The organism is Gardnerella sp. c12Ub_1, from assembly GCF_055804375.1.
Window position 1 is genome coordinate 271,256 of record NZ_JANUZC010000001.1, and the last position, 13,542, is coordinate 284,797.

The 13,542-nt window shown below is 39.1% G+C and carries 14 protein-coding genes; 11 read left to right on the forward strand and 3 right to left on the reverse strand.

Annotated features, from left to right (window positions below; all coding sequences use genetic code 11):
• The first annotated feature begins 54 nt into the window (after window positions 1-54).
• The 7 genes from NYP65_RS01095 to NYP65_RS01125 all read left to right on the forward strand — a co-directional run bounded on the left by NYP65_RS01095 (window position 55) and on the right by NYP65_RS01125 (window position 6,990).
• Window positions 55-1,206: a shikimate dehydrogenase family protein gene (locus NYP65_RS01095; protein ID WP_473410498.1), complete on the forward strand. Its 1,152-nt coding sequence runs from the start codon at window positions 55-57 to the stop codon at window positions 1,204-1,206.
• A gap of 110 nt (window positions 1,207-1,316) precedes the next feature.
• Window positions 1,317-2,165 (forward strand): RNase adapter RapZ, encoded by an 849-nt coding sequence (rapZ, locus tag NYP65_RS01100; protein WP_080649803.1) that lies wholly within the window; start codon window positions 1,317-1,319, stop codon window positions 2,163-2,165.
• Between the two features lie 184 nt (window positions 2,166-2,349).
• Entirely contained in the window at window positions 2,350-3,288 is a 939-nt protein-coding gene (gene whiA / locus NYP65_RS01105) for a DNA-binding protein WhiA (RefSeq protein ID WP_004130980.1), read from the forward strand.
• A 256-nt stretch (window positions 3,289-3,544) separates the two neighbouring features.
• Entirely contained in the window at window positions 3,545-4,750 is a 1,206-nt protein-coding gene (locus NYP65_RS01110) for a phosphoglycerate kinase (RefSeq protein ID WP_473410499.1), read from the forward strand.
• Window positions 4,751-4,854: 104 nt separating this feature from the next.
• A complete protein-coding gene (gene tpiA / locus NYP65_RS01115; protein ID WP_116285816.1) occupies window positions 4,855-5,652 on the forward strand; it encodes a triose-phosphate isomerase in 798 nt (265 codons plus the stop codon).
• A gap of 120 nt (window positions 5,653-5,772) precedes the next feature.
• The gene (secG, locus tag NYP65_RS01120) at window positions 5,773-6,021 is read left to right on the forward strand and encodes a preprotein translocase subunit SecG (protein ID WP_004115170.1); all 249 of its coding nucleotides are present in this window, start codon (window positions 5,773-5,775) and stop codon (window positions 6,019-6,021) included.
• Between the two features lie 129 nt (window positions 6,022-6,150).
• Window positions 6,151-6,990, forward strand: coding sequence for an HAD hydrolase family protein (locus NYP65_RS01125; RefSeq protein WP_116285817.1), 840 nt, complete (start codon window positions 6,151-6,153; stop codon window positions 6,988-6,990).
• 586 nt (window positions 6,991-7,576) lie between these two features.
• On the opposite strand, the gene NYP65_RS01130 is transcribed toward NYP65_RS01125, so the two are convergent.
• Together NYP65_RS01130 and NYP65_RS01135 are read right to left on the reverse strand one after the other, a co-directional pair.
• Complete coding sequence (locus tag NYP65_RS01130; RefSeq protein ID WP_116285818.1) at window positions 7,577-8,026, reverse strand: hypothetical protein; 450 nt, start codon at window positions 8,024-8,026, stop codon at window positions 7,577-7,579.
• A 1-nt stretch (window position 8,027) separates the two neighbouring features.
• Window positions 8,028-8,228: a helix-turn-helix transcriptional regulator gene (locus NYP65_RS01135; RefSeq protein WP_018615718.1), complete on the reverse strand. Its 201-nt coding sequence runs from the start codon at window positions 8,226-8,228 to the stop codon at window positions 8,028-8,030.
• Between the two features lie 242 nt (window positions 8,229-8,470).
• Between NYP65_RS01135 and NYP65_RS01140 the strand changes: the two genes are divergently transcribed.
• The 4 genes from NYP65_RS01140 to NYP65_RS01155 all read left to right on the forward strand — a co-directional run bounded on the left by NYP65_RS01140 (window position 8,471) and on the right by NYP65_RS01155 (window position 11,353).
• Window positions 8,471-9,118 (forward strand): recombinase zinc ribbon domain-containing protein, encoded by a 648-nt coding sequence (locus tag NYP65_RS01140; RefSeq protein ID WP_116285819.1) that lies wholly within the window; start codon window positions 8,471-8,473, stop codon window positions 9,116-9,118.
• A 622-nt stretch (window positions 9,119-9,740) separates the two neighbouring features.
• A complete protein-coding gene (locus NYP65_RS01145; RefSeq protein ID WP_004133087.1) occupies window positions 9,741-10,328 on the forward strand; it encodes a DUF7010 family protein in 588 nt (195 codons plus the stop codon).
• Window positions 10,329-10,727: 399 nt separating this feature from the next.
• Entirely contained in the window at window positions 10,728-11,030 is a 303-nt protein-coding gene (locus NYP65_RS01150; RefSeq protein WP_004133089.1) for a type II toxin-antitoxin system RelB/DinJ family antitoxin, read from the forward strand.
• Window positions 11,030-11,353 carry a type II toxin-antitoxin system RelE/ParE family toxin gene (locus tag NYP65_RS01155; protein ID WP_004133090.1) on the forward strand — a complete coding sequence of 108 codons (324 nt, stop codon included), beginning with the start codon at window positions 11,030-11,032 and terminating at the stop codon, window positions 11,351-11,353. The genes NYP65_RS01150 and NYP65_RS01155 overlap by 1 nt, the downstream gene beginning before the upstream one ends.
• Window positions 11,354-11,861: 508 nt before the next feature.
• Here the strand turns inward: NYP65_RS01155 and NYP65_RS01160 are convergent.
• The gene (locus tag NYP65_RS01160; RefSeq protein WP_004113331.1) at window positions 11,862-13,181 is read right to left on the reverse strand and encodes a glycosyltransferase family 2 protein; all 1,320 of its coding nucleotides are present in this window, start codon (window positions 13,179-13,181) and stop codon (window positions 11,862-11,864) included.
• Window positions 13,182-13,542 lie beyond the last annotated feature (361 nt).

Sequence of the window (13,542 nt, forward strand, 5' to 3'; positions counted from 1 at the left end):
AAACTATTGTTAATAGAGGCTCACAAATAAAGACTTATAAAAAAAGAGGTTAAAATGGTTGAAAAATGCTACAATTGTGCGGTTTTGGGCAATCCTATATCGCACTCTCTATCTCCAGTCCTACACAATGCTGCCTACAAGGCATTGGGCTTAAATAATTGGCATTATGGTAAAGAAAAAGTTAGCGAGGAAGACTTAAAAGATTTTATTGCAAATCTTGACGATTCTTGGAAAGGCTTAAGCCTTACAATGCCACTTAAAAAAACGATTATGAGCCTAGGTATAGCTTGCGACTATTGGGCAAAAACGCTTGGAGTTGCAAATACTGCTGTGTTTAGTAAAAAGCCATGCATAGAAAACCCTGAGTCGATTGAGCTTTGTAACACAGACGTAAATGGGATTGTAATGGCGTTAGTGCGCGCTCTAAAATCTAAAATATTAAACGCTAAAAGTGCGGTTATTATTGGCAGCGGAAACACAGCGTCTTCTGCAATGGCAGCTTTAATAGAAATTGCGCAAGGCTCAAAATTGAGCAAAGTTAGTGTTGTTGCAAGGTTGCAAAGCGATGGAAAAACTGTTAAAAGCGTTAGCAGGTTTAATGATTTAGTAGATAAATATAACTCGGATTTTCCAAATAGCAGAAGAATAGCGCCGTCTAACTTGTATCTTAAAAATAAGCGCGATTACAAGCCTGTTTACGGTATAGAGTTTCCTGCGATTGAGCCTTTACAACCGCGCGATTTACAAATTGACGATTTACAAGATATAGAAGAATGTGATAAATCTCACATTCTAGAATCTATTTCTTCGTTGGATGCAATTGAAGCAATTGCAAACGCAGATATTGTTATAAGCACTGTTCCAGCTCATGTAGCAGACGGATTAGCGCTCGCTTTGTGTGAATATTGCAAGGAAAAGTCAATAAAACATTTAGGAGCTTTGCTAGACGTTGTTTACAGTCCTCGACCAAGCCAGATGCTTAAAGTTTGGAGAAAATACGGAATTGGTATTGGTGGAGAAGAAATGCTTTTATATCAGGCATTAGATCAAGTAAAACTTATGACTTTTGAGTATAGGCATTCGAGTGATGATTCAAGTGATGATTCAAGCGATGATTCTTGTATAATCAAACATAAATCCATCAAGGCTACAGATTACGATTACATAAGAAGTCGCATGGAAAAAGCATTGCAGGAGGCATTATGAGCGATGAGAATAATCTAGAAATGCAATCTCATAATTCCGTTTTTAAGTTGCAATCAAATAATGCTTCTTTAAGTAGCCAAGATGCGCATGTTTCAAGCGATTTTGAAGTAATGCTTATTACGGGCATGAGTGGCGCTGGAAGATCGCATGCTGCAAATGCTTTGGAAGACATGGGCTGGTATGTTATTGATAATCTCCCTCCAAAGCTTCTTATCCCGCTTGTAGACATGATGACGTCTTCTGGGTCTAAAGTGCATAAGCTTGCAGCAGTTATTGATGTAAGATCGCGTGGATATTTTGACGATCTTTTTGCTGTTTTAGGTCACATAGATGATTTGGGCGTAAAAACTCGAATACTATTTTTAGACGCTTCCGATTCTGTGCTTATTAAGCGATATGAGTCTGTGCGCAGGCCGCATCCTTTGCAACGCGGCGGGAGACTTATTGATGGAATTTTAGAAGAGCGCGAGCTTTTAAGTCATCTTAAGGATTGCGCGGATATTATTATCGATACTTCTACTCTTAGTATTCATCAACTTTCAACTAAGCTTTACGAAGGCTTGCTTGGAAAAGGATCTTCTACTGTATCTGTTCACATTTTTAGTTTTGGATTTAAGTATGGAATGCCTATGGATGCCGATTTTGTGGCAGATATGCGATTTTTGCCAAATCCATTTTGGGTTCCAGAACTTAGAGATTTAACTGGCAAAGATAAAGCTGTTAGCGATTATGTTCTTAAAAACCCAGCCGCAATGGAATTCTTAGATTCCTACGAGAAAGCTCTTCTTACAGCAATCGATGGTTTTGCAAAAGAAGATAAGCACTATGTAACTATTGCAATTGGATGCACAGGAGGCCAGCATAGGTCTGTAGCTATTAGCATAGAGCTTGCAAAACGATTAAAATCTAGAGGATTACAAGTTACAGTGTCTGCTAGAGAGATGAGATCTAGAGCATGATTTAACTAATAATGTATTTTCTCCTACGGTGTTATGTAATATAAAAAGCAATATTAAAAGGTAAAATGTCCAAGTCATTGGGTACTACAGAAAGCCGAGCATGTAGATGTTTTTAGCATCGTGCAATGGCATCTTGCAAGAATCCCAACGCATACTTTAAGAAGAACAAAATAGGAGGTTTCCCTTGGCTCTTCTTGACGACGTAAAGAACGAACTCGTCGCAAATAATAGTGACCAACCAGCGGTTATTATGGCTCAAGCTGCAGCGATGATGCGTTTTGCTGGAGGTTTAAGGCCAGTTAATAATCAAGCTGTAATTAGAGCACAGTTTGATTCGCAAAATGCAGCACAATGGCTCGTAGACGTTCTTGAGACTTATTTCCAGCGGGAGGCTAAGATTTCTCAAGCTTCTCGTCAAACGCCTACGGGTGTTGTTACTCGTTACGAGGTTCTTGTTGATCGAGGAGCCGCAGCTTTAGCATTGCAATCTGGTCTTCTGGATCGACGTATGCACATTGTTGCAGGCTTAGCTCCAGAAATTGTTAGCGGAAGCATTGCACAAATTAAAGCCGCGTGGAGGGGAGCGTTTATAGCTCACGGTGCTATATCGGATCCTGGAAAAGCTAGCTATCTAGAGATTGTTTGCCCAACTCACGAAGCTGCAACAGCTCTACAAGCTATGGCTGCACGTTTGGGTGTAAGCGCAAAGGCTCGTAAAGTTAAAAGCTCCGAGCGCGTTACTTTGCGTGATTCAGACGCAATTGAGCGTATGCTTAATTTGATTGGCGCTCCAAGGTCTTCTAGAGAATGGACTGGCAAGCGTTCTGATGGAGAAGCAAGAGGAAAAGCTAATCGTTTAGCAAACTTCGACGATGCAAATATGCGCAGAAGTGCTAAGGCTGCTGCAGAAGCTTGCGAAAAGGTTCGTCACGCTTTCGACGTTCTTGGAGACGATATTCCAGAAAATCTTTTGATGGCAGGCAAGTTGCGACTTAAGCACAGTGATGCAAGCTTGGAAGAGCTTGGTCATTTGGCAGATCCTCCAATCACAAAAGATGCTGTTGCTGGACGTATTCGTCGACTTTTGCAACTTTGCGCTAAAGTTGAAAAATCTAGAATGTGAGTTGATTCTAGAATTAACTTTTGTAGCTACTAACTTTGATTAAATGCCGTATACACAAAGTATGCGGCATTTTTGTATCGCGTGATTTTTGCTGTTGATTTTTATGTACATCTTTCTGTTGATTTTGTGCGCGCTTGTTGCGCATATGCGGTATAATCATTTGTGGAATTTATAGACGGTTTAGCTTTGCTTTCGTCTTTTTTCTTGTTAAATTCGCCATCATGATTGGTTGAATCATGGTTTGGAAAGGATACCAATGAAGACACTTAAAGATTTGGGAGATTTGAGCGGCAAGCGCGTACTCGTTCGTGCCGATTTTAATGTTCCTCTTAAGGGCACGACTATCACAGACGACGGTCGAATCAAGGCTGCTTTGCCAACGATTAAAGCTTTGCGCGAGCAGGGCGCCAAGGTTATTTTAATGGCTCATCTTGGCCGTCCAAAGGGTCAAGTTGTTCCAGAGCTTTCTTTGGCTCCAGTGGCAGCTCGCTTAGGTGAACTTCTTGGTGTAAATGTTGCTTTGGCTGCAGATACTTACGGCGAAGATGCTCAAGCTAAGGTTGCTGCAATGAACAATGGCGACGTTGTTTTGCTTGAAAACGTGCGCTTTAACGCTGCAGAAACAAGCAAGGATGCTGCTGAACGCGCTGAATATGCTAAGAAGATTGCGTCTCTTGGAGAGGTTTTTGTTTCCGACGGCTTCGGCGTTGTTCACCGCGCCCAGGGTTCAAATTACGATGTTGCTGCGGATCTTCCAGCTGCTGCTGGCTTGCTTGTTGAGAAGGAAGTTAAGGCACTTTCTCGTGCAACTGAAAATCCAGAGCGTCCTTTGACTGTTGTTCTTGGTGGATCTAAGGTTTCCGATAAGCTCGGCGTTATTGAAAACTTGCTTTCTAAGGCTGATCGCCTTGTTATTGGCGGCGGTATGGTGTTCACCTTCCTTAAGGCTTTGGGTCACGAAGTCGGTACTTCTTTGCTTGAGGAAGATCAACTCGAGAAGGTTAAGGGATATATCGAAACTGCTAAGAAGAATGGCGTTGAGCTTGTTCTTCCAACCGATATTGTTGTTAACGCTGGCTTCCCAGCAGGCGACACTCCAGTTGCTCCAGAAGTTGTTCCAGCGGATGCTATTCCTGCAGATAAGATGGGCTTAGATATTGGCCCTGATTCTCAAAAGCTGTTCCACGATAAGATTGTTGATTCCAAGACTGTTGTGTGGAATGGACCAATGGGCGTGTTTGAGGTTCCAGAGTTTGCTGCTGGTACTCGTGCTGTGGCTCAGGGCTTGGTTGACGCCACTAAGAACGGTACTTTCACTATTGTTGGCGGTGGTGATTCCGCTTCTGCAGTTCGTAACCTTGGATTTGCGGAAGATGGCTTCTCGCACATCTCCACTGGTGGCGGCGCTTCTCTCGAGTTCTTGGAAGGTAAGACTCTTCCAGGCTTGAGCGTGCTTGAGTAAATAAATTTAAGATATTGTGCCGGCTTCGATTTTATGAATTCATTTTGTAAATCGAGGTCGGCATAATGTTAATTTTATCTTTATAACAATTCTTAAGGGTGATTATGGTTTGTAAAAGAAAACCGCTAGTTGCAGGTAATTGGAAAATGAATTTCAATCACCTTGAAGCCACTCATTTTATTCAAAAATTCTGGTGGATGCTTTGCGATTCTCACTTTGATTGCAAAAAATGCGATATTGCGCTTATGCCGTCGTTTACATCCTTAAGAAGCGTACAAGTTTTAGTTGAATCCAGTAATATTCCTATTCTTTACGGAGCACAAGCTGTTTCCGTTACAACTCAAGGCGCGTTTACTGGAGACGTTTCTGCAGATATGCTTGCAAGTCTTGGCTGCTCAATGGTGATTGTAGGCCATTCCGAGCGTAGAAAGTATCATCCAGAAGACGATGCGAATATTGTTGACCAAGTGCGCGCTGTTCTTGCAGCTGGAATGCAACCAATTTTATGCGTTGGCGAAAGCTTCGAGGAGCGCAAGCAAGGTATAGAGCTTGATTTTGCGGTTGGTCAAGTTCACGACGTTACTCGCGACTTAGACTCTAAGCAGGCAGCACGTTTGATTATTGCGTACGAACCAGTTTGGGCTATTGGAACTGGCATGGTTGCTACAGCTCAATCTGCTCAAGAGGCAGCTTTTGCGATTAGGGACGATTTGCGACGCACTTTTGACGATAATGTTGCAAATTCTGTGCGTATTCTTTATGGCGGATCTGTAACGTCTTCTAATGCGTCAAGCTTAATTAGTGAGCCAGATGTGGATGGATTCCTTATTGGAGGAGCGTCTTTAGAAGTTGAAGAGCTTGCTTCTATTGTTAAACTCGCGTCTTATAAAAATCGCGAATGATTTTAGTGCTTATTTAGTGAATGATTTAGCACTTATTTAGTTCTGATTCAACATATATTTAGCGCATAGGTCAATGGCTTTTACTATGCTTTACAGAGTACCAAAAACAGGAGGTTACTTGTGTCCGCTGTGAAAATTGTTTTGCAAGTGTTGCTTGTGCTCACCAGCATTTTGTTAACATTGTTGATTTTGATGCACAAGGGCAAGGGCGGCGGCCTTTCCGATATGTTCGGCGGCGGTTTAACGAAGAACGCTGGTAGCTCTGGTGTTGCAGAAAAGAACTTGAATCGTTGGACTGTTATTATAGCTTTGATTTGGGTGGCTGTTATTGTTGCCTTGAATCTTATGACTAAGTTCTCACTTATCTAAGTATTCTTTTAAGCGCGTAGTCGAAAGATTGCGCGCTTTTGTTTTATAAGCAGAGCAGGCGTATATTTTGCTATGCTTTTTAAGATGTTAGAAGATGTTAGACTAATTAAAATACATTAGGTTATTGTTATGCTTCATTTTTCTCCTTCTCTTGTGGTAGCAGATCTTGATGGCACTATGCTTCATGATGCTAATGCTTTTGAAAGCAGATATTTAAGCCAAGAAACTGTTAGCGCTTCTAAGCGTTTGAGTGAATGTGGAATTCCGCTTGCGATTATTACTGCTCGACCTGTTGGAAGTGCTTTTGATTTTATTCACGATTTGAATGCTCAAGTTTGCGCGTACCTTAATGGTGCTCTTATTGATTTTGACTGTGCTCACAGCACGATAGGTGAGCTTACTTCGCAAAGAAGCCTTGATACTCTTACGCGTTTTGGATTTGATTCTCAACATGCTTGTAGTGTGTGTTTGCGCTTGCTTAATGAGATTCCTACGCTTCGCATTGGCATTGTTATGAACGATGTTCGTTACACTAACTTTGATGTTCGTATGCTTTGGAACGAGCAGGATTTTGTTATTACCGATTTTTCTAATGTTCCAAGTGGCATTGCAGACAAGATTATTATTGTTCCTCGAGAGAGTGAGAAGGAAAAACTTCAGAGCATTCTTCCAACCGATTTTTCGCTACACATTAGCGAAGATGTTTTGTGGATGCTTACGAATCCTCTTGCAAACAAGGGGCATGCTTTGAACGTTATTTGCAATCGTTTGGGTGTGAAGCCGAGCCGCACAGTCGTTTTTGGAGACGATATTATAGATATAGACATGTTCCGCGCAGGGGGATACGGTGTAGCGGTATCGAATAGTAATCCTCGGTTGCTTGCGATTGCGGACGAGGTTTGTGATTCCAACAACAATAATGGCGTTGCCAGCTGGCTTAATTCAAATCTTTTACTAGATTGTGAATAACCCACCTTTCGTTACTGGCGAAGTTGTGTGACGAATTCTTTCGTAGAGAGTCAAACGGAAAGCTTGGTGACATTATCAGTGAAGAGAAGAAATCTACCATTCAAGTCGGAACAGCTAAAGATCTCAATGTATAATACCCATTTTTCATTAGTGGTGATGCTGTACTTTCTTGTGATAAACCACTAGTTAATAATCGACCCATTTATATTCCAAATGAGATTGAACTTAAGGTGTTTAATAGAATTGCTATGCCTGCTTATACGACTATATCGTCTAATCAACGCGAAAATAGAGCTTTGATAGCTCTCCGTGATTGGCTTTTACCTATGCTCATGAACGGGCAAGCGACAATCGAAGATTAGGCAGCTAAATTATCATTTATCTATCCATTAATTTCTTCTCCTTAATCTATAAATTTCAATTAAAAAAGCGACTGAACTTATATTTCAATCGCTAAATGTCTTATATATTAAATTGTTTTAAGTGTGGCTTCTTATCCTTACCATTTTTACCTCCTAATTTTGAGTATAAAAAAAGACGATAGAGTTTTAACTGTCTATCGTCTAATACCTTTAATATGATATTTTTAAATCTTTTTTGACCAATATACTTTTAATAATTTAGAAAATATTATTTGTACAAATGCAACTATTATTAACGCTAAAAAGGCTTCATAACTTACATATGCTACAGCTAAAGAAACTATTACAATAACCATTGAGAATATAGGTATTATATTTGATCCTGACTTCATCCTTATTAATATCATTCTCTCATCTGTTTCTTTAGTATACATCTTCTCCAATATATCTCTATTTCTATATGCTCTACCAAGCATTGACATGTAGAATACAGATACAAGTTCAAGTCCAATAAAAAATACTACTACATAATCTGTCACATCTTCTTTTAATGGAAATTTATATTTTAAGTAAAAATTTCCAATAATAACTGCGAGTAAGGCAACCATACATAATAAGACTAAAATAGTAATTCTAAATCCTATTTCTTTTTTATATTTTTCTAATTTGTTCATATTAATCGTCCTCCTCTATGCTAAATATTTCTTCAATACTTGTATCAAAAAACTTAGCAATTCTAAAAGCCAACGGCAGTGATGCTATATATTTTCCAGTTTCAATGGAAGTTATGGTCTGCCTTGTAACTCCAACTTCATTTGCCAATTCTTCTTGAGTTATTTTATGCTGTTTTCTTAATCGAAAAATTGTATTTTTCATTTTCCTCCTTCAACAGCAAGTTAACTTTACATATAATGTATAGCTCGCTTTGCTTTTTTTTGTCAAGCGTACTTTGCTTTTTTATAATTTCTTAAACTAAAAAGACGACAGATTTTATTAACCATGTTCGTATAAAAAATGATGGAACAGAACCACAGTATTATGTAAAAGATAGCCACGCGTCTATTATTCCAAGAGATATTTTCTTTAAAGTCCAAGAAGAAATGGTAAGACGAGCCAACATGTTTAGTGGTGAGGAGAATAAAAAAAAGAGAGTTTATTCCAGTAAGTACGCTTTATCCAGTTTATGTGTTTGTTCTAAATGCGGGGATGTTTACAGAAGAATTGCTTGGAACAACCGAGGAGTGCATTCTGTTGTTTGGCGTTGTTGTACCAGATGGGAAAATGGTCCTAGTGCTTGCGATGCTCCGACAGTAAAAGAGGAAGAACTGCAGTCTGCTACAGTGAAAGCCATAAACAAAATACTCACCGTACCTGGTGAAGTATTGGATACGTTGAATAACAATATTAGAGAAATTATCGCGGGAAACAACTTAAGTGAGCTTGAAACGGTTGATAAAAAAATCGCGGATAAACAAGCGATACTATTAACCTTGCTTAAAGCTAAAAAAGACTACACGAAAACTGCCAACGAGATTGATGAGCTGAAAGGTAAGAAACAGCAGCTTCTTATAGAAAAAGCAGGTCAAGAAGATGCTAAAAGACGAATCAGAGAAATGGAAGATTTTCTGAAAAGTGAGCGTCACGATATTAGTGAGTATGACGAGAAGCTGGTAAGAAAGTACATCAAGAAAATAAAAGTTTACGAGGACAGGTTCAGTATAACTTTTAAATCAGAGATTAGTGTGGATATTGAAAGGGCATCGTAAAAGCCAAAAGATTGTGAGCGTTTGAAATGTTACAAAAGTCAGCCTAGGGGTAATCCTCTCTAGGCTATTTTTATGCTCAAAAATCAAGCTATCAAGCCAATCTTAAACCTTTTAACGATAGCTTTTTCTATCGTTAAAAAGTGCACCCAATATCCATAGTGTGCACTCAAAAACGTGTAGTTATACTTGGAGTTCTCTCAATCCATAGTGGAATAGAGCATATAATTTCAGATGAAAGATATTAATGAATCCCGCTATTATGGCAAGAGATCGTTACATAAACATTATTTCTGTTTATGTTCGGACAGAACAATCAGCCGAAAACATTAGCCAGGATACCATTAGAGCAGTTCGAAGATGTACTCTCTTACATAAATTATGAAAACATAGATCATGATACAATTACGCTTATCTGAGTCTCGAAAGGCGCAGAATACGCGTTGATGCCGGAGCAATGATCATTGAATTCGGTGGAGAGGAAGAAGAAAATCAGAAGGCTAAAGCGGAGTCTCAAACCTTGATACTTGAAACACTTATGTTTTGGATTGATCACCGTAGTGCCTTTACACTGCCACGACGTTGAATATCAGATTGTATAAATTAGCATTTGAAGGAGAAATCAATGAGCTTAGATGAATTGAGGAATGATATCATCATAAAGCAGAAAAAAGGATTGCCATTTATCATGGCATCGGTGATTATATGGCTTCTGATAGTACTTGTGTCAATTTTAGATATCAATGTGGATATGAAAAATTTATTGGTATTTTGCTGTTCATGCCCATTATTACCGCTGGCTTGGCTCATTGGTAACCTTATAAAGGTGGATATCTTTTCAAAACAAAATCCACTTGGACAATTAGGCTTCATTTTCACCCTAAATCAAATGATTTATTTATTAATCGTTATGTGGGTGTTTAGTGCGGTTCCGGAAAAGATGATTATGGTGTATGCAATGGTCTTTGGCGCACATTTACTGCCGTATTCATGGCTGTACAAATCAAAGGGATATACAGTTGCTGCAATTTCCATTCCGATGATTTCCTTGATTTTAGGATGTGCATTAAACGGCACAACGGTTGCTGTTGCGGCATGTATTATTGAGATAGTATTTGCTTGTGTATTACATATGGAATTAAAGAAAATGGGAGATAACTACAACAAATCCCAGTTTGTAGAGCTTAGCAAGGATCAGGTTTCTATGAAATAGAAATCTAGATCTAAAAGCGCTATGTGTAAATAATTAAGGCGGTAGTAATACCGTCTTTTTTGATGCCTGAAAAAGTTTCAGAGTTCAAAGCTAAGGTTTCATTGTATCCAACACGTAATGAAACTAGACCACTCAATCTCATGTGGAGATGTTATAAAATCCAGACTATTGAATTTTCTTTAGTCTATTCTTATGTTCAAAAATCAACCTATAGAATAGATGGAGTTATCTCCGGCATCATGGCACTTGACTGTGCTATAAAAAGCGGTAATACAAAGGCAATGCGAAGGTAACACGAACACGAAAAACATGTATGGCAGCTGAGGGATCTTATTCATATAAATTGTGTTGCAATATGCGACACAATAATTTATTATATGCGTATGGAGGTTGGTTTATATGGCAGTTACTAAGACAGCGAATGTGAATGTGAGAATACAAGAAAATATTAAGCAGCAGGCGGAGCAGATTCTGGAAACGATTGGAGTTCCTAGGGCTACGGCTATTGACATGTTTTATCGTCAAATCATTCTTAATAAGGGTATTCCGTTTTCGCTTACTATTCCAAAGTCTCTTCCAGCACAAGATGATATGGATGAGAAAACGTTTAACGCGTTGATGGCTAAAGGTTATGATCAGGCGGTTCGTGGTGATAGTTATCCGATAGATGATGTTTTTGAAGATCTTGAACGAGGTCTTTAATGGATGAGTATAAGATAAAAGTCACTCGTCAGGCGAAAGAGCATCTTGCACTTATTCGAGAATATATCGCCACGGAGTTACAAGCACCGATAGTGGCTAAAAGAATGCTCGAGCTGTTGAAGTCGGAAATGATGTCTTTGCAGACGATGCCTTATCGTGTGAAGTTAATTAGTGAGCAGCCGTGGTGTGAACTTGGTTTTAGAAGAATACGCGTAAAAAATTATTACGTTTATTTTTGTGTTGATGATAGTAGAAAAGAAGTTCAAATACTCGCGGTTATCTACGTGAGAAGAGACCAGACTAAACAACTGGAAGAATTGTAATGTAACGCGCTATCAAGCCAATCTTAAACTTTTTAACGATAGCTTTTCCTATCGTTAAAAAGTGCACACAATATCCATAGTGTGCACTCAAAAAAGTGTAGCTATACTCGGAGTTATCTCAATCTACGTTGAGAGTGTCGTATTGATGTCTAGGGCTAATTAGGTGGGTGCAAGTTTGCCCTTGTATAGCAGGTGTTTGCGAGGGCTATCGTTAAAAGGTTTAATGAGTGGCTGCTTTAGGCTGGCTTGGCGTGGTTTTTGAGCGTGTTTTGGCTGTATGAGGGAAGATGTCTACGCTCTAGGGTCGAGTGCACAGGATGTTAACGTTAAAAAGTGCACCCACCCTGCACCCACCTTGTGAAGGTTGGTTCTAGTTTCTTAACTCTTGGATACAATGAAACTTTTCCTTCTGAACTCTGAAACTGTTGCTTTCTGTGTGTAGAGTTGTTGCCTTAATTTCGCCTTTTTACCATTTTCTGTAATGCCTGTTATTTTTTGTGGGTTTATATCACCGGTATGCGTGTGCGAGTGGTCTTCTTGTTTTGTACTTGTTTCTAGCATGATGTGGTGTATCGATAGGTTTTTTAGAGTTCGAGTACATTGTTAAATATATGCTGAAAAGTGTTGGTGCTACTATGAGTATGACTGGTAGTATTCCGCCTTTGAACGCGCATGAGAGAGTGATAAGAACTATTGAGAATATTATTTCTTGAATGTTCATTCGTAATGATTCAGCTAATGTAATATGTTGCGTTGTTTTTGGTGTAACAACAAATATGGCTTTTCTTCCTGTAAGTGCTAGGAATGATGATTTCATTGACACGTAAAGCATTGAACCGTACAAGCAGAAAGTAAAAAGCATGTAGAGTAGTAAATGTTTGAGCGATACTTTACCAAGCCAGAAGAATACGTCGTTTAGCATTGGTGCCATGAAGAATATTACGGTTGGTACAAGTAGCCATGCTGGATAGTGTAAATCGTAGTGCAGCGCTGGGAAGAATATGATATTCATTGCTACATAGCATGTGAAAAGTGATGTTAATGGCAGGTTGTAGGTGAACAGGAAAATATCTAGTTTTTCAAACCATCGCATTTTAGATGTGAAAATGCGTTTAGTGTAGCATTTCATGAACTCGAAATTACCTTGAGTCCATTTACTATGTCGTTTCTTAAAAGCTAGATAGTCAATCGGATATTGTTCCTCGCATGTTATGTTCGGTGCGAAAGCAACATAGTATCCTTTACTGCGTGCTTCAATTGATAAGCATAAGTCTTCAGCAACAACTTCTGGTAATCCATCTACTGCTTCGTAGCATTCGCGGCTTACCATTGCACCATGTCCTAATAGAGACATGAAACCATAGTGATGTTTCATTGTTTGGTACACAGGCCAGTGGCTGTTCACTCCAATGTGTAGTAGGTGCATAAAGCGGTTAATGTTACGTGTTGCTACGTGATTGCATTGTACGATTCCAGCGTTTTTAAAGTATTGGAAGTATTGTAAGCATCGAATAATAAAATCTGAAGGAATGATTTCATCACTGTCGAGAATAACAAAGTAATCGTAGTCAGTTCGTCCGTGTAAATAGTTGTTGAGATTTCCTGCTTTGAATCCTTTTCTATTTTCGCGGCGTACTACTTCTACATTATGTTCTTTAGCATATTCGTCTACCTTGTTTTTGTAATTAGGGTCACTAGAATCATCAAGGATGACTGTTTTGACTGATCCGGCGTACTTTTGTTTTAAGCATTGAGTGAGTGAGTCACCTTCGAAATCGTTGCAAGTACAGTAGAGCATTACGATACGCTTGTTTGCTGGTATTGGCATGCAAGAGACTTTTTGAACGTATTGTGTAATGGATTTCTTATGCAGGTAGAACCATAGTACGTAGATGATATCTTTAGTGCCATTTAGCCAGAAGTAGATTATGAAGATTGCGTTTAATGCTATGAGAATATCTAGCGTAGTGTTTCTTGTTCCAGAAAAAACGTATTCTCTAATAGCGAATGGTGTAAAGATCAAGAATAGTAGTAACCATGTTATGAGAATAGTTACGTATAGTGATGCTTTCTTTAACATGGGGAAAAGTCTAGGGGGGGGGGGACGTTTTCCCAGACGTTTTTATGCGAGTGCTAAAAAATAGGTTTTGCTTGCAAAATTCTGATAGATATAAATACAGGTAGAGTGG

Bases quoted from the DNA above. Each gene is read 5' to 3' on its own strand.
- NYP65_RS01155 (WP_004133090.1), top strand. From the start codon at position 11,030: ATGGATGAGTATAAGATAAAAGTCACTCGTCAGGCGAAAGAGCATCTT.
- tpiA (WP_116285816.1), top strand. From the start codon at position 4,855: ATGGTTTGTAAAAGAAAACCGCTAGTTGCAGGTAATTGGAAAATGAAT.
- NYP65_RS01125 (WP_116285817.1), top strand. From the start codon at position 6,151: ATGCTTCATTTTTCTCCTTCTCTTGTGGTAGCAGATCTTGATGGCACT.
- NYP65_RS01130 (WP_116285818.1), bottom strand. From the start codon at position 8,026: ATGAACAAATTAGAAAAATATAAAAAAGAAATAGGATTTAGAATTACT.
- NYP65_RS01095 (WP_473410498.1), top strand. From the start codon at position 55: ATGGTTGAAAAATGCTACAATTGTGCGGTTTTGGGCAATCCTATATCG.
- NYP65_RS01160 (WP_004113331.1), bottom strand. From the start codon at position 13,181: ATGCCAATACCAGCAAACAAGCGTATCGTAATGCTCTACTGTACTTGC.
- NYP65_RS01145 (WP_004133087.1), top strand. From the start codon at position 9,741: ATGAGCTTAGATGAATTGAGGAATGATATCATCATAAAGCAGAAAAAA.
- NYP65_RS01150 (WP_004133089.1), top strand. From the start codon at position 10,728: ATGGCAGTTACTAAGACAGCGAATGTGAATGTGAGAATACAAGAAAAT.
- NYP65_RS01140 (WP_116285819.1), top strand. From the start codon at position 8,471: ATGTTTAGTGGTGAGGAGAATAAAAAAAAGAGAGTTTATTCCAGTAAG.
- rapZ (WP_080649803.1), top strand. From the start codon at position 1,317: ATGCTTATTACGGGCATGAGTGGCGCTGGAAGATCGCATGCTGCAAAT.
- NYP65_RS01135 (WP_018615718.1), bottom strand. From the start codon at position 8,228: ATGAAAAATACAATTTTTCGATTAAGAAAACAGCATAAAATAACTCAA.
- NYP65_RS01110 (WP_473410499.1), top strand. From the start codon at position 3,545: ATGAAGACACTTAAAGATTTGGGAGATTTGAGCGGCAAGCGCGTACTC.